Genomic DNA, 15,347 nt, shown 5'->3' with positions numbered 1-15,347 from the left:
TCGGGTTTTCGGTGACTGACCCCGTTGGAACAAGACGGGTGTACTGACCTCACGACCCCCGTGCCACAAGACGGAAGAAGAGGGCCGGCCATGGACTTCCTTCGCCCCGCCAGTTGGGAGGAGGCGCTCGCCGCGAAGGCCGAGCACCCCACCGCCGTGCCGATCGCGGGGGGCACCGATGTGATGGTGGAGATCAACTTCGACCACCGCCGCCCCACCCACCTCCTCGACCTCACTCGCATCGGCGAGCTGACCGAGTGGGAGACCGGCGCGGACACCGTGCGGCTGGGGGCCTCCGTCCCGTACGCGCGGATCATGCGTCATCTGCGCGCCGAGCTGCCCGGTCTCGCGCTCGCCGCGCACACCGTCGCCTCACCGCAGATCCGCAACCGGGGCGGCGTCGGCGGCAACCTCGGTACCGCCTCGCCCGCCGGTGACGCGCACCCGGCACTGCTCGCGGCCGGGGCCGAGGTCGAGGTCGAGTCGGCCGCGCGCGGCACCCGGCTCATCCCGATCGACGCCTTCTACACCGGGGTGAAGCGCAACGCCCTCCAGCCCGACGAACTGATCCGCGCCGTCCGGATCGCCCGGGCGGACGGCCCCCAGCAGTACTCCAAGGTCGGCACCCGCAACGCCATGGTCATCGCGGTGTGCGCCTTCGGCCTCGCCCTGCACCCCGAGACCCGAACGGTCCGCACCGGCATCGGCTCCGCCGCACCCACGCCGATCCGGGCGGAGGTGGCCGAGCAGTTCCTCGACTCGGCTCTGGAGGAAGGCGGGTTCTGGGACAACGGCCAGGTGATCGCCCCCTCGGCCGTGAAGCGGTTCGCCGCCCTGTGCGCCGCCGCCTGCAACCCCATCGACGACGTGCGCGGCACCGCCGACTACCGGCGCCACGCGATCGGCGTGCTGGCCCGCCGCACGCTGATGTGGGCCTGGGAGTCGTACCGCGGAGAGCGCCGAGCCACCGAAGGAGCCGCGTGATGCGTGTCAGTCTGACCGTCAACGGACGCCCGCAGCAGGCGGACGACGTCTGGGAGGGCGAGTCCCTGCTGTACGTGCTGCGCGAACGCCTCGGCCTGCCCGGCGCCAAGAACGCCTGCGAACAGGGCGAGTGCGGGTCCTGCACCGTCCGCCTCGACGGCGAGCTGGTCTGTTCCTGCCTGGTCGCGGCGGGCCAGGCCGAGGGCCGCGAGGTCGTCACGGTGGAGGGCCTGGCCGACCACGCCGAACGGCGCCGGACCGCCGCGCCCGGTGTCGGCCTCGACGAGGCCCGCGACTGGCGGCCGGTGCCGGGGGACGGCACCCGACTCGCGCCCGTCCAGCAGGCGTTCGTCGACGCGGGCGCCGTCCAGTGCGGCTTCTGCACCCCCGGCCTGCTGGTCGCCGCCGACGACCTCCTGGCGCAGAACCCCGAGCCCACCGACGCCGACATCCGCGAAGCGCTCTCGGGCAACCTGTGCCGCTGCACCGGCTACGAGAAGATCATGGACGCGGTCCGCCTGGCGGCCGCCCGGCAGGCCGAGGAGGTCTGAGATGCCCCGAACCGGACCGGCCGGCGTCCCGACCAGGATCACCCAGGGTGCCCAGACCGCGGGCGGCATCGGCGAGTCCACGCTCCGCCCGGACGGCATCCTCAAGGTCACCGGCGAGTTCGCCTACTCCTCCGACCTGTGGCACGAGGACATGCTCTGGGGCCACCTGCTGCGCTCCACCGTCGCCCACGCCGAGATCGTGTCCATCGACGTCTCCGAGGCCCTGGCCCTGCCCGGTGTGCACGCCGTCCTGACCTACGACGACCTGCCCGCCGACGTGCGCACCTACGGCCTGGAGATCCAGGACACCCCGGTCCTCGCCCACGGCAAGGTCCGTCACCACGGCGAACCCGTCGCCGCGGTCGCCGCCGACCATCCCGAGACCGCCCGCCGGGCCGCCGCCAAGATCCGGGTCGAGTACCGCGAACTGCCCGTCATCACCGACGAGTTCTCCGCCACCGCCCCCGACGCGGTCCTGGTCCACGAGGGCCGCACCGACCACCACGCCCCCTACGTGTCCCACCCCAACATCCTGCACCGCCAGCCCATCGTGCGCGGCGACGCGGCCGCGGCCGCCGAGCGGGCCGATGTGATCGTGCGCGGGGAGTACACCTTCGGCATGCAGGACCAGGCGTTCCTCGGCCCCGAGTCCGGGCTCGCCGTGCCCGAGGAGGACGGCGGGGTCCACCTCTACATCGCCACCCAGTGGCTCCACTCCGACCTGCGCCAGATCGCCCCCGTCCTCGGCCTGCCCGAGGACAAGGTCCGCATGACGCTGGCCGGGGTCGGCGGCGCGTTCGGCGGCCGCGAGGACCTGTCGATGCAGATCCACGCCTGCCTGCTGGCCCTGCGCACCGGCCGCCCGGTGAAGATCGTCTATGACCGCTTCGAGTCCTTCTTCGGCCATGTCCACCGCCACCCGGCCAAGCTGACCTACGAGCACGGCGCGACCAGGGACGGCCTGCTCACCCACGTGAAGTGCCGGATCGTCCTGGACGGCGGCGCCTACGCCTCCGCGTCCCCGGCCGTCGTCGGCAACGCCGCCTCCCTCGGCATCGGGCCGTACGACGTGGACGACGTCGACATCGAGGCCGTCGCGCTCTACACCAACAACCCGCCCTGCGGGGCCATGCGCGGCTTCGGCGCGGTCCAGGCGTGCTTCGCCTACGAGGCACAGATGGACAAGCTGGCCGGGGAACTCGGGCTGGATCCGGTGGAGTTCAGGCAGCTCAACGCCATGGAGCAGGGCAGCACCCTCCCCACCGGGCAGGTGGTCGACTCACCCGCGCCGGTCGCCGAACTCCTGCGTCGCGTCAAGGCGATGCCGCTGCCGCCCGAGCGCCAGTGGGAATCCAGCGAGGGCGCCGACGTACGGCAGTTGCCCGGCGGCCTGTCCAACACCACGCACGGCGAAGGCGTCGTACGCGGGATCGGCTACGCGGTCGGCATCAAGAACGTCGGTTTCTCCGAGGGGTTCGACGACTACTCCACCGCCAAGGTCCGCATGGAGGTCGTCGGCGGGGAACCAGTCGCCGTCGTGCACACCGCGATGGCGGAGGTCGGCCAGGGCGGGGTCACCGTGCACGCGCAGATCGCCCGCACCGAACTCGGCGTGGAGCAGGTCACCATCCAGCCCGCCGACACCCGTGTGGGCAGCGCCGGTTCGACCTCCGCCTCCCGCCAGACGTACGTCACCGGCGGCGCCGTCCGCAACGCCTGCGCGCTGGTGCGGGAACGGGTGCTGGAGATCGGCCGCCGCAAGTTCGGTACCCACCACCCGGCCTGGGCGACCGCCGAACTCCTGCTGGAGCGCGGCAAGGTGGTCACCGACGGCGGTGAGGTCCTCGCCGACCTCGCCGATGTGCTGGAGGGGGAGAGCGTCGAGGTCGAGCGGGAGTGGCGGCACCGGCCGACCCAGCCCTTCGACCGGCGCACCGGCCAGGGCAACGGACATGTGCAGTACTCCTTCGCCGCGCACCGCGCCGTCGTCGAGGTCGACACCGAGCTCGGCCTGGTCAAGGTGGTCGAGCTGGCCTGCGCCCAGGACGTCGGCAAGGCACTCAACCCGCTCTCCGTCCTCGGCCAGATCCAGGGCGGCACCGTGCAGGGTCTGGGCGTCGCGGTGATGGAGGAGATCCTCGTGGACCCGGTCACGGCGAAGGTGCGCAACCCGTCCTTCACCGACTACCTGATCCCGACCATCCTCGACACCCCGACCATCCCGGTCGACATCCTCGAACTCGCCGACCACCACGCCCCCTACGGCCTGCGGGGCGCCGGCGAGGCCCCCACCCTGTCGTCCACCCCGGCCGTGCTCGCCGCCATCCGCGCCGCGACCGGACTGGAGCTGAACCGCACCCCGGTACGGCCCGAGCACCTCACCGGCACGGCATGAGAGCGATTCCCCAGGAGACCGACAGATGCTGGACATCGCCGAGGAACTGAACGCGTGGGCCGCCGAGGGCCGTGACTTCGCGGTCGCCACCGTCGTCGCCGTCAGCGGCAGCGCCCCGCGCCGCCCCGGCGCCGCCCTCGCGGTCGACGCCGTCGGCACGGCCGTCGGCTCGGTCTCCGGCGGCTGCGTGGAGAGCGCGGTGTACGAGCTGTGCCGACAGGCGCTGGCGGACGGCCGGCCGGTGCTGGAACGCTTCGACGACGACGAAGACGACGACGACGAGGACGGCCTCGGCACCGGGCTCACCTGCGGCGGCGCCATCGACGTCCTGGTGCTCCCGGTCCATGCCGCCGGGCCGGTCCGGCCGGTGCTCGCCGCCGCGCTGGCCGCCACCGCGAGCGGCGGGGCGGTCGCGCTCGCCCGGATCGTGACGGGACCGCCCGCCCTGCTCGGCGGCGCCCTGCTCGTCCACGGCGACGGCACCCGGCACGGCGGCTTCGGCGGCCACCCGGAGCTGGACGACACCGTCGCCGCCGAGGCCGCCGCCTTCCTGGACGCCGGCCGCACCGGCACCGTCGAGGTCGGCGGACGCGGCGCGCGCTGCGGCTCCCCGGTCACCGTCCTGATCGAGTCCGCCGTCCCCGCGCCCCGGATGATCGTGTTCGGCGCCGTCGACTTCGCGGCCGCGCTGGTCCGCGTCGGCAAGTTCCTCGGCTTCCACGTCACGGTGTGCGACGCGCGGCCGGTGTTCACCACCCGCGCCCGGTTCCCCGAGGCCGACGAGGTCGTGGTCGACTGGCCGCACCGCTACCTGGAGCGCACCGCCACCGACGCCCGCACGGTGCTGTGCGTCCTCACCCATGATCCGAAGTTCGACGTACCGCTGCTGCGGCTGGCCCTGCGCCTGCCGGTCGCCTACGTCGGCGCGATGGGCTCCCGCCGCACCCACCTCGACCGGCTGGAGCGGCTGCGCGAGGCGGGCGTGACCGAACGCCGGCTGGCCGGGCTGCGTTCGCCGATCGGGCTCGACCTGGGCGCCCGCACCCCGGAGGAGACGGCGCTGTCCATCGCGGCGGAGATCGTCGCGGCGCGGCGCGGCGGCACCGGGGTCCCGCTGACCGGCGCGCACACCCCGATCCACCACGACGGCCCCCTAGGGGTGGGGTCACCGGCCTGAGAGCGTGCGGAAAATTGGTTACGGCCGGTGCGGCGGGCGTGCTTGCATGAGGGCATGCTCCCCGCCGACCGGCTCCTCGCCTTCGCCGCGCTGTCCCTGCTGCTGATCGTGGTGCCGGGACCGAGCGTGCTGTTCGTCATCGGCCGGGCCCTCGCCCACGGCCGCCGCGCGGCACTCACCACCGTCGTCGGCAACACCTTCGGCGCCTATGTGCTCGTCGCGGCCGTGGCGCTCGGCGTCGGCTCGGTCGTCGAGCGCTCGCTCCTGGCGTTCACGGTGCTCAAACTCGCGGGCGCCGCCTATCTGGTGTACCTGGGCATCACGGCGTGGCGCCGACGCGGCTCGATGAAGGCCGCGTTCACGGGGGACGCCCCGGCGCACAGCGGTCCGCGCACCCTCTGGGACGGCTTCGTGGTCGGGGTGGCCAACCCCAAGACGATCGTGTTCTTCGCCGCCGTGCTGCCCCAGTTCACCGACCCCGCCCAGGGCCGGGTCCCGGTCCAGATGCTGCTGCTCGGGCTGGTGTTCAACGCCATCGCCCTGGCCTGCGACAGCGCGTGGGGGCTGGCCGCCTCCGCCGCGCGGGGCTGGTTCGCCCGGTCCCCGCGCCGGCTCGCCGCGGTCGGCGGCGCGGGCGGGCTCGCCATGGTCGGGCTCGGGGTGACGGTCGCGGTCACGGGCCGTACGGACTGAACTCACCCGCGCCTGAGCAGCCCGTTCACCACGCGTCCGAACATGGTCTGGGCGGCGCTCGTCACCACGCCGTCGAAGGCGCGCGGCAGGAAGGACACCCGCAGCTCCTCCCGCCACAGCACGCGGGTCCGCCCGCCGGGCCCAGGCCGCACCTCGATCTCCGCCCAGCCCAGGACCACCCGGCCGCGCTTCTCCAGGCGGCACAGCCCCGGTTCGTCGTCCAGCGGAGGGCACCACACGGTGATGTCCATCGGATCGTCGAAGAGCAGCGGGCCGACCCCCGTACGGGCGACGATGCGGGTGCCCACACCGGTCGGCGGGGGCGTGGCCACCGTCATCCGGGTGAGCGGCACCAGGTCGCCGTGGCCGGGCCAGTCGGTGAGTCGGCGCCACGCCTCGTCGAGGGAGAGCGGGACCGTGCGTTCGAGCGTGAAGAGAGACACGGCACGATCGTAGGGAATCCCCGTCCGCCGCCCGGAGGTTCACCCCGGCGGGTCACCTGCCCGGTGGAAGGACCGGAGTGCCACCGGCGCGCGGGGGGTCGCGCACGCCCACCGGCACGCCCCTTCACCGCAGATGGATAGGGAGGCGCTGCGGGCCGCTCGTGGTGGCTCGCAGCGCCCCCCTGGTCATGCACCCGAGCGCACTCGGGAAGTCCTTCCGGTCACGAGTTGACCTGTGCGGTCACCAGGCTGGAGAAGGTGGTCAGCCGGGTGTAGACACCCGGGTAACCGGCCTCCGCGCAGCCCTCGCCCCAGGAAGTGATCCCTGCCAGGACGCCCCCGATGATCAGGGGACCGCCGCTGTCGCCCTGGCAGGTGTCGACGCCACCGGACGTGAGTCCGGCGCAGACCATGTCGGACTGGACGAAGTCCGAACCGTAGGAGGTGCGGCAGCTCGAGTCGGACACGGTCGGCACGGTCGCCGTCCGGAGCTGGTTGGAGGAGCTGCCGTTCTCCGAGGTGGTGCCCCAGCCGAGGATCCGGGCCGTGGTGCCGGCCGCGTAGACGCCCGTCTGGGAGGAGGAGACGTAGGACACCGGGGTGTACGGCATCGACGTCGACAGGGTCAGCACGGCCACGTCGTCGCCGCGGGTGGCGTCCGTGTAGTCCGGGTTGATCCAGATCTTGCTGACGCGGCTCACCGTGCCGTTGGTGCCGTTCAGATAGGTGCGGCCACCGACCACCCGGACGCTGCTCGTCGACTCGCCGACCATGCAGTGCGCCGCCGTGACCACCTTCTTGGCGGACACCAGGGTGCCGCCGCAGAACTGGCTGCCGGACGCGTCCGTGATCTGCATGACGTACGGGTACGCGGTCGTGGTGGTGGTCGTGCCGCCCACGATGGGCTGGGGCGCGGCGCTCGCCGCGGGGGCGGCCACGAGCGCGGTCGCCGCGGCGGCGGCGGTGGCCAGCACGGTCGCGGCGGTCTTTCTGGCACGTCTGAGCCCGAACATGAGTCTCCTCAGTGGGGGTTGCCGGTGGGGGTCGCGCGGGTGTGGGGTTGGTGCACGGGGACGGGGCACCCCCGACTCCGGTGGAGCGGAGAGCGGAGACGTTCCGAACCCGTGTGCCCGGCGAGCGGCACGACCCTCACGCTAGGACCCGGAACTCCCGCCTCCCAATGAGGGAACCCCCTAGGGGGTCGCGGGAGGGAAAACCCTCGGTCCGGCTCAGTTAACCGGGGGTGCCGTCACTTCGCGCGGCGACCTGCGGCCAATCGGACGATGTCCACCCGCGACCGGATGCCCAGCTTCCGGTAGACCCGTGTCAGGGTCGCCTCCACCGTCTTCACGCTCACGAACAGCCGTGCCGCTATCTCCCGGTTGGTGGCGCCCTCCATCACCAGCGCGGCCACCTGACGCTCCATCGCAGCCAGCCCCGCCAGCGCGTCGAGCGCCTCCGGGGCGTCCGGCACCGGTACCGGCGGGGCGGGTTCGGGCGCGGTACGGGCCTCGTCCACCTGGCGCAGCCACGGCAGCGCCCGGCAGCGCCGGAACAGCCGGGTCGCCTCGTCGTACGCCGTGCCCTTCCGGCGGGCCCCCTCGGCGGAGCGGGCGCGGAGCTGGGCCAGGGAGAACGCGGCGCGGGCCGCCTCCAGGCCGTAGCCCAGCTCGGTGAGCCGGTCCTGAGCGGACGTCAGCCGGGTCAGCGCCCCCTCGTGGTCGCCGCGGGCCGCCAGCACCAGGGCCTCCGCCCGGTCCAGGACCGCCAGCACGCTCGCCCGGCCCAGCCGCTCGGCGTGCTCCCGGCTGATGTCGATGACGTCCTGCGCCTCGGCCGGTTCACCGATCCGGACCAGCGCCTCCGCGAGATCGCCGTGCCAGCGGCCGCGCGCCGGGTCGGTGATGCCGAGGTCCTGCTCCAGACGGCGTACCCGGCGCAGCGCGCGTACCGTCCCCGCCGCGTCCCCGGCCACCAGTTGGGCGTACCCGAGGGCGGCGAGCGCCCGCGAGAGGTACATCTGGTCGCCGTCCTGCTCGGCGTGCTCCACCGCCTCGCGGGCCAGCGACAGCGCCCGGCCCACGTCCCCGCCGGACGCCTCGGCCAGCGAGGTCAGCATGGCGGAGGCGGTCTCCCCGATCCCCGAGTCCCGTGCCAGCCGCAGGGCCTCGCGGGCCAGCTCCAGGGCGCGCCCGCAGTGCCCCGCGTGCAGCTCGGTCTCCGCGAGCCCGCGCAGGAAGTGCACCTCGCTCTCCACCGAGCCCCGCCGCCGCACCTCGCCCAGCAGCGCGGTGACCGTGCCGCGGGCCTCGGTCAGCCGGTCGCCCATGACCAGCCAGCGGAACCGCGCGCTGCCCGCCCCGTTGTGATGGCACGCCACCGAGGCGTCCTGCGGCTCGCGCAGCGCCCGCTTGATGGTGCGGGGCGCCTCCGGATGGCCCATCAGGGTCTCCGTCTGCGCCTGGAAGGCGAGGGCCAGCAGCTCGGTGCGCCGGTCCTGGCCGTGCGCGGCCAGCGCGGCCGCGTGCGCGGCGGCCGTACGGGCCTCGGTGAAGTCGCCCTGCACGATCAGCGCGCGCCAGGCCAACTGGTAGTTGACCAGGGCCAGCAGCCGGGGGTCCTGCCCGGCGTCGGCGAGCGCCTGCGGGAAGACGGCGTCCACCTCGGCCATGGTGTGGCCGGCGGTGTCGATGACGACGATCCAGGCCCGGACCCGTTCGGCGGGCACGGCGGTACGGCTCAGCACCTCGCGGGCGATGTCACGGGCGAGGTCGACCTCGCCCGCCGTGATCGCGTCCTCGGCTGCCGTCAGCCGCCGCTCCTCGGGGCCGGGCACCCCGTCGGCGGGGGTGCGGCGCGCGGCCAGTAGACCGAGCTGAGCGGCGACGGAGGGCGCGCCCCGGTCACGGGCGAGGGTCGCTGCCCCGGCGAGCCTGGCCGCCACGTCCGGGTCGGTGCCGGTGGTGGCGAGCGCCAGGTGCCGCGCGCGCTCGATGGGGTCGGAGGCGGCGGTGGACAGCGCGGCGTGCGCGGCCCGCCGTTCCGGCGCGGGCGCCTCGGCGTAGAGGGCGGCGGAGATGAGGGGGTGCGCGAACCGTACGGCCGGGGCCTCCGGCTCGGTGGCGAGCAGGCCGAGTTCGGCGGCCTGGGCGCACTCCGCCTCGGCGTTCTCCCGGCCGGCCGCGTGCAGCAGGGCCGGGGTGGGGCGGGCGCCCGCGCTGGCGACCAGCAGGGTGCGGCGGGCCTCCACCGAGAGCATGTCCAGCCGGCTGAGCACCAGGGCGCGCAGCGAGGTCGGCACCGGCAGCGGTTCGCCGGGCCGGGGCGGGGTGGGGCTGTCGGCGAGCGCGCGGCTCAGCTCCAGCGCGAACAGCGGGTTGCCGCCGCTGGTGCGGTGGATCTCGCGGACGGTGGACCGGGGCAGCGCGCCGTGTCCTCGGTGGTCCAGCAGCCGGGCCACCTGGGCGCGGTTCAGCGGGCCCAGCCGGACGGCTGCGGTGTCGGGCGGACAGGCACGCAGGTGACGGTCGTACTCCTGGCTCTCCGGGCCCTCCGTGCGTACCGCGCACAGCAGTTGGACCGGGGTGCCCTCCAGGCGGCGGGCGGCGAAGCCGAGCAGTTCGGCGCTGGCCGGGTCGAGCCACTGGAGGTCGTCGGCGACCAGCAGCACCGGGCCGCGCGCGGCGAGGGCGCGCAGGGCGGAGAGCACCGCCAGGCGCAGGGCGAGGCCGTCGCGCTGGAGGCTGGACTCGCCCCGGCCGGTGAGCGCCGACTCCAGCGCGGTCAACTGGGCCGAGGGGAGGTGCGGCGCGATCTCGTCCAGGACCAGCCCGAGGAGGTCGGCGAGGGCGAGGAAGGGCAGATGCGATTCGGACTCGGTCGCCGAGCAGCGCAAGACGGTGTGCGCGGTGGCGCCGTATTCCTCGGCCAATGCCCGCAGGAAGGTCGATTTCCCTATTCCGGCCGGGCCGTGCACCAGCACACTGCCGCCCGAGGCGAGCTGTTCCCTCGCGTCGGCGAACAGTTCCTCGCGGCCGATGAGCAGGTCGGGGCGGCATCGGGCAGGCTCCTGGAAGTCCCGTCGCACGGTTCGCCCGCTCCCCTCGTGTGTCGTGTCCGGGCCAAATTCTAGGCAACGGAGCCCGGAATTCGGCGAGAAGTCGTGGTGAGGGAAATAACAGCCCGTCAGGCACCGGCAAATTCAAAGCGGGCCTATGTGAATGGCATGTTTCGGTGGCGGTTGCCAAGGGCCCGGCCGGGTGCGGCCCCTTAGGGGAGGACCCCGGCCCGGCGGGCCGCCGTCACCGCCTCCCCCCGGGTGTGCGCGCCCAGCTTCCGCATCGCCGAGCGCAGATATCCCTTCACCGTCTCCGGGCGCAGACCCAGCCGGTCGGCCACGGCCGCGTTGGTGGCACCGGTCGCCACCCAGGTCAGTACGTCCAGCTCACGCGGCGCCAGCGCCGGGTCACCGGCCGGCGGCGGCGCCGTCAGCAGTCGGCAGGCCGCCAGCAGCTCGGCGCGCAGGTCCGGGTCGGCGATGCGCGGGGCCAGGGCCCGCAGCGCCGCGTGCGCCTCACGCACCCGCTCCCGGCCCGCGTCCGGCTCCGGCGGTCCGGCCGCGCCGGGCCGCAGCACCGCCAGCAGCCCGCGCGCCTCGTCCCGTACCGCGAGCGCCCGCTCCACCTCCCGCGCAGCCGCCACCGCGCCGCCCAGCGCCCGGTCCCCGAGCGGCTGGGCGGTGCGCAGCGCGCCGTAGAGCACCCCGCGCACCCGGTGCCGCACCACCAGCGGCACCGCCAGCACCGAGCGCAGGCCCTCGGCGGCCACCGGGGCGTCGTACTCGTGGCTGATCCGGCGGGAGCCGGCGTAGTCCGGCACCGCGCACGCCCGGCCCAGCGCCACCGCCCGGCCGCCGAGACCGGTGCCGGAGGTCACCACCAGCGAGCGCAGCGCGGCGGTCGCCGTGCCGCTCAGCTCGCTGATCCGGATCTGCGCCGCGCCGGGACCGACCGCCCCGCCGAACGCGACCGGCAGTCCCGTCGCGCGCCGCAGCCCGGCCAGCGCACCCCGAATCTCCGCCGTCGCCACGGCATCTGCTGCCACCTTCTCGCTCCTTCGTGCCGCCACCCCCGTTCGGGGGTGGTGAGACCCGCATCACGGATTAGACGATGGGGGAGAGCCGCCCGGCAATGGTCCGGGACGCGGGAGTGCACCCGACGGGGCCCCGGCGGTGGACGACCGCAGCAGCGAGGAGGACACGGATGACAAGCCCGACGGAGCTGTTCCGCAGCGCCCGCGATTTCCTGCTGGAACACCGGGAGGACTACCAGGGTGCCTACGACGGCTTCCGCTGGCCCGAGTTCGAGCACTTCAACTGGGCGCTGGACTGGTTCGACGTGATCGCGGACGGCAACGACCGCACCGCCCTGCACATCGTCGAGGAGGACGGCACCGAGACCCGGCTCTCCTTCGCCGAACTGGCCGACCGCTCCGACCGGGTGGCCGGCCATCTGAGGGCGCTGGGCGTCGGCGCCGGGGACCGGGTCCTCGTCATGCTCGGCAACCAGGCCGAGCTGTGGGAGACCATGCTCGCCGCGATGAAGCTGCGCGCCGTGGTCATCCCGGCCACGCCGCTGCTCGGTCCCGCCGACCTGCGCGACCGGGTCGAGCGCGGCGAGGTCAGGCACGTCATCGCACGCGCCGAGGACACCGCCAAGTTCGACGACGTCCCCGGCACCTACACCCGGATCTCGGTCGGCGGCCTCCCCGAGGAGGCGTGGGAGCCGTACGAGGACGCCTACGCGGTCCCCGCCGGGTTCCTGCCCGACGGCCCGACCCTGGCCGACGACCCGCTGATGCTGTACTTCACCTCCGGGACGACCGCCCGCCCCAAGCTGGTCGAGCAGACCCACACCTCGTACCCCGTCGGCCATCTCGCCACCCTGTACTGGATCGGGCTGAAGCCCGGCGACGTGCACCTCAACATCTCCTCGCCCGGCTGGGCCAAGCACGCCTGGTCCAACCTGTTCGCCCCCTGGAACGCCGAGGCGACCGTCTTCGTCGTCAACTACTCCCGCTTCGACGCCGCCCGGCTGATGGCGGAGATGGACCGGGCCCACGTCACCACCTTCTGCGCGCCGCCCACCGTGTGGCGGATGCTCATCCAGGCCGACCTGACCCAGCTCGCCACCCCGCCCCGCGAGGCCGTCGCCGCCGGGGAACCGCTCAACCCCGAGGTGGTCGAACAGGTCCGGCGGGCCTGGGGGGTCACCGTCCGGGACGGCTTCGGGCAGACCGAGACCGCCGTGCAGATCTCCAACAGCCCCGGCCAGGAGCTGCGTCCGGGCTCCATGGGCCGCCCCAGCCCCGGCTACCGCGTCGAGCTCCTCGACCCGGTCACCGGCGCGCCCGGCGCCACCGAGGGCGAGATCGCGCTCGACCTGTCCGCACGCCCGGCCGGCCTGATGACCGGCTACCACGGCGACCCCGCCCGCACCGCCGAGGCGATGGCCGACGGCTACTACCGCACCGGCGACATCGGCTCGCGTGACGAAGACGGATATGTCTTCTACACGGGGCGAAGTGATGATGTCTTCAAGGCCAGCGACTACAAGATCAGCCCCTTCGAGCTGGAGAGCGCGCTGCTGGAGCACGAGGCGGTGGCCGAGGCGGCCGTCGTGCCCGCGCCCGACGAACTCCGGCTCGCGGTGCCGAAGGCGTACGTCGTCCTCGCCGAGGGCTGGGAGCCCGGACCCGGCACCGCCAAGGCGCTCTTCGAGCACTCCCGCGAGGTGCTCGCGCCCTACAAGCGGCTGCGCAGGCTGGAGTTCGGGCCGCTGCCCAAGACCGTGTCCGGCAAGATCCGCCGCATCGAACTGCGCGAGGCCACGGCCGCGGGCTCGGCGGAGGAGTACCGCGAGGAGGACTTCCGGTGAGCCTGTCGTACACGCACGGCACGGGCGCCACAGCCCTGCTCGGCGACACCATCGGCGCCAACCTGGCCCGTACGGCGACCACTTGGCCGGACCGGGAGGCCCTGGTCGACGTCCCCTCCGGGCGCCGCTGGACCTACGCCGAATTCTCCGCCGACGTGGACCGGCTGGCCTGTGCACTGCTCGCCGCCGGGGTGGCCAAGGGCGACCGGGTGGGCGTCTGGGCGGTCAACCGCGCGGAATGGGTGCTCGTCCAGTACGCCACCGCCAAGGCCGGCGCGATCATGGTCAACGTCAACCCGGCCTACCGCACCCACGAGGTCGAGTACGTCCTCCGGCAGGCCGGTGTGTCCCTGCTGTTCGCCTCCGTCGAGCACAAGGGCAGCGACTACCGGGCCATGGTGGACGAAGTGCGCCCCAAGTGCCCGCGGCTCACGCGGACGGTGTACTTCGGCGACCGGAGCTGGGACCAGTTCACCGCACTCGGCGCCGAGGTCCCGGCGGAGGAACTGAGCGCGCGCGAGGCCGAGTTGTCCTGCGACGACCCGATCAACATCCAGTACACCTCGGGCACCACCGGCTTCCCGAAGGGCGCCACCCTCTCCCACCACAACATCCTCAACAACGGCTTCTTCGTGGGGGAGTCGATCGCCTACACCGAGCAGGACCGCATCTGCGTGCCCGTGCCCTTCTACCACTGCTTCGGCATGGTCATGGGCAACCTCGCGGCCACCTCCCACGGCGCCTGCATCGTCATCCCGGCCCCGTCCTTCGAGCCGAAGGCCACCCTGGAGGCCGTCCAGCGGGAGCGGTGCACCTCCCTGTACGGGGTGCCCACGATGTTCATCGCCGAGCTGAACCTCCCCGAGTTCGACGGCTACGACCTCTCCACCCTGCGCACCGGCATCATGGCGGGCTCGCCCTGCCCGGTGGAGGTGATGAAACGGGTGGTCGCCGAGATGCACATGGCCGAGGTGTCCATCTGCTACGGCATGACCGAGACCTCGCCGGTGTCCCTGCAGACCCGCGTCGACGACGACCTGGAGCACCGCACCGGCACCGTCGGCCGCGTCCTGCCGCATCTGGAGGTCAAGGTCGTCGACCCGGCCACCGGCATCACCCTGCCCCGGGGCGAGGCGGGCGAGCTGTGCACCCGCGGCTACAGCGTCATGCTCGGCTACTGGGAACAGCCCGACAAGACCGCCGAGGCCATCGACGCCGGCCGCTGGATGCACACCGGCGACCTCGCCGTCATGCGCGAGGACGGCTATGTGGAGATCGTCGGCCGGATCAAGGACATGATCATCCGGGGCGGCGAGAACATCTATCCGCGCGAGATCGAGGAGTTCCTCTACGCCCACCCCAAGATCCGTGACGTCCAGGTGGTCGGCGTACCGCACGAGCGCTACGGCGAGGAGGTCCTCGCCTGTGTCATCCCGCTCGATGCTGCCGACCCGCTCACCCTGGACGAGCTGCGTGCCTTCTGCCAGGACCGGCTCGCCCACTACAAGATCCCGAGCCGGCTGGAGCTCCTCGACACCTTCCCCATGACGGTGTCGGGCAAGGTCCGCAAGGTCGAGCTGCGCCGGAGCCACGGCGCCTGACCTGCTCGTGGGGCGCGGTCGCCCCCGTGGCCGTACGGCCGTGACCGCGCCCCCGAGTCCCCCGTGAGCGAGATCCCGCCACCCCCGTCCCGGCGGGACCTCGCACCCTCAATCTGCCCCTGCGCGAAGGCGGTTGAAGCCTTTCGGGCGGTCTTCAGAGGTGGATTTGAGGTTGGCCCGGCGGCCGGCGCCTCACAGCTCGTGCTCGGACAGCCCCGGCCAGTCGTCCGGGCCGCCGCCCTGCCAGTCGATCAGATCGCTCACCTCGACCTCGATCCGGTCCAGGTCGGCCATGCGCAGGATCTCGACCACGTCGTCCAGGTGCGAGGCGAGGCCGAGCGTCACGTCGCCCTCGGTGACCCGGCGCGAGCCGTCGAGCGCCGGGGAGTGGACCACGATGTGCGGGTGCGGTGTCGGACCGGCCATGCCTTCAGCGTCCTGCGGATCGCCCGGCGCCGCTACTCGGGCCGTGGGGGAGCGGGGCCGGGAATTCGCCGAGGTTTCACCGAGCGTGGCCCCCGGCCCCCTTCCCCCGCACGGGCCGGGCTTCTAGCCTCGCGGCGCCCGA

At 73.5% G+C, this 15,347-nt stretch carries 12 protein-coding genes; 7 read left to right on the top strand and 5 right to left on the bottom strand.

The annotated features are described in order from the left end of the window. Positions 1-90 precede the first annotated feature (90 nt). Genes HEK131_RS20600 through HEK131_RS20580 form a run of 5 tightly spaced genes read left to right on the top strand, consistent with a single transcriptional unit; the run spans position 91 to position 5,800 of the window. Positions 91-984, top strand: a complete 894-nt coding sequence (locus tag HEK131_RS20600) for an FAD binding domain-containing protein (protein ID WP_244336498.1) — start codon at positions 91-93, stop codon at positions 982-984. After that, positions 984-1,535 carry a (2Fe-2S)-binding protein gene (locus HEK131_RS20595; protein WP_244336497.1) on the top strand — a complete coding sequence of 184 codons (552 nt, stop codon included), beginning with the start codon at positions 984-986 and terminating at the stop codon, positions 1,533-1,535. The genes HEK131_RS20600 and HEK131_RS20595 overlap by 1 nt, the downstream gene beginning before the upstream one ends. Position 1,536: 1 nt before the next feature. Further along, the gene (locus tag HEK131_RS20590; protein ID WP_244336496.1) at positions 1,537-3,930 is read left to right on the top strand and encodes a xanthine dehydrogenase family protein molybdopterin-binding subunit; all 2,394 of its coding nucleotides are present in this window, start codon (positions 1,537-1,539) and stop codon (positions 3,928-3,930) included. Between the two features lie 25 nt (positions 3,931-3,955). Beyond that, the gene (locus tag HEK131_RS20585) at positions 3,956-5,107 is read left to right on the top strand and encodes an XdhC family protein (protein WP_244336495.1); all 1,152 of its coding nucleotides are present in this window, start codon (positions 3,956-3,958) and stop codon (positions 5,105-5,107) included. A gap of 54 nt (positions 5,108-5,161) precedes the next feature. Next, positions 5,162-5,800 (top strand): LysE family translocator, encoded by a 639-nt coding sequence (locus HEK131_RS20580; RefSeq protein ID WP_244336494.1) that lies wholly within the window; start codon positions 5,162-5,164, stop codon positions 5,798-5,800. Positions 5,801-5,802: 2 nt separating this feature from the next. Here the strand turns inward: HEK131_RS20580 and HEK131_RS20575 are convergent, their stop codons facing one another. The 4 genes from HEK131_RS20575 to HEK131_RS20560 form a co-directional block, all read right to left on the bottom strand. Next, positions 5,803-6,243, bottom strand: a complete 441-nt coding sequence (locus HEK131_RS20575) for an SRPBCC family protein (protein ID WP_217465313.1) — start codon at positions 6,241-6,243, stop codon at positions 5,803-5,805. A gap of 221 nt (positions 6,244-6,464) precedes the next feature. Next, complete coding sequence (locus HEK131_RS20570) at positions 6,465-7,256, bottom strand: S1 family peptidase (protein ID WP_161146941.1); 792 nt, start codon at positions 7,254-7,256, stop codon at positions 6,465-6,467. A 236-nt stretch (positions 7,257-7,492) separates the two neighbouring features. Continuing rightward, on the bottom strand, positions 7,493-10,330 hold the full coding sequence (locus tag HEK131_RS20565; protein ID WP_244336493.1) for an ATP-binding protein: 2,838 nt from the start codon (positions 10,328-10,330) through the stop codon (positions 7,493-7,495). A gap of 182 nt (positions 10,331-10,512) precedes the next feature. Next, entirely contained in the window at positions 10,513-11,346 is an 834-nt protein-coding gene (locus HEK131_RS20560; RefSeq protein WP_244336492.1) for a LuxR C-terminal-related transcriptional regulator, read from the bottom strand. A 158-nt stretch (positions 11,347-11,504) separates the two neighbouring features. Here HEK131_RS20560 and HEK131_RS20555 point away from each other — a divergent pair, with 158 nt between their 5' ends. Together HEK131_RS20555 and HEK131_RS20550 are read left to right on the top strand one after the other, a co-directional pair. After that, positions 11,505-13,178 (top strand): AMP-binding protein, encoded by a 1,674-nt coding sequence (locus HEK131_RS20555; protein ID WP_244336491.1) that lies wholly within the window; start codon positions 11,505-11,507, stop codon positions 13,176-13,178. 2 nt (positions 13,179-13,180) lie between these two features. Beyond that, on the top strand, positions 13,181-14,779 hold the full coding sequence (locus HEK131_RS20550) for an AMP-binding protein (protein WP_279614289.1): 1,599 nt from the start codon (positions 13,181-13,183) through the stop codon (positions 14,777-14,779). A gap of 192 nt (positions 14,780-14,971) precedes the next feature. Here the strand turns inward: HEK131_RS20550 and HEK131_RS20545 are convergent, their stop codons facing one another. Continuing rightward, a complete protein-coding gene (locus tag HEK131_RS20545) occupies positions 14,972-15,205 on the bottom strand; it encodes a hypothetical protein (protein ID WP_217465308.1) in 234 nt (77 codons plus the stop codon). Positions 15,206-15,347 lie beyond the last annotated feature (142 nt).

The sequence above is a fragment of the Streptomyces seoulensis genome, assembly GCF_022846655.1.
In the GTDB taxonomy this organism is placed as follows: Bacteria; Actinomycetota; Actinomycetes; order Streptomycetales; family Streptomycetaceae; genus Streptomyces.
The sequence above is the reverse complement of the archived record's forward strand: the minus strand, read 5'-3'. Positions and strand labels throughout refer to the sequence as shown.

Excerpts from the sequence above, each read along its gene's own strand:
- HEK131_RS20600 (WP_244336498.1), top strand. The coding sequence starts at position 91 with ATGGACTTCCTTCGCCCCGCCAGTTGGGAGGAGGCGCTCGCCGCGAAG.
- HEK131_RS20595 (WP_244336497.1), top strand. The coding sequence starts at position 984 with ATGCGTGTCAGTCTGACCGTCAACGGACGCCCGCAGCAGGCGGACGAC.
- HEK131_RS20590 (WP_244336496.1), top strand. The coding sequence starts at position 1,537 with ATGCCCCGAACCGGACCGGCCGGCGTCCCGACCAGGATCACCCAGGGT.
- HEK131_RS20585 (WP_244336495.1), top strand. The coding sequence starts at position 3,956 with ATGCTGGACATCGCCGAGGAACTGAACGCGTGGGCCGCCGAGGGCCGT.
- HEK131_RS20580 (WP_244336494.1), top strand. The coding sequence starts at position 5,162 with ATGCTCCCCGCCGACCGGCTCCTCGCCTTCGCCGCGCTGTCCCTGCTG.
- HEK131_RS20570 (WP_161146941.1), bottom strand. The coding sequence starts at position 7,256 with ATGTTCGGGCTCAGACGTGCCAGAAAGACCGCCGCGACCGTGCTGGCC.
- HEK131_RS20555 (WP_244336491.1), top strand. The coding sequence starts at position 11,505 with ATGACAAGCCCGACGGAGCTGTTCCGCAGCGCCCGCGATTTCCTGCTG.
- HEK131_RS20545 (WP_217465308.1), bottom strand. The coding sequence starts at position 15,205 with ATGGCCGGTCCGACACCGCACCCGCACATCGTGGTCCACTCCCCGGCG.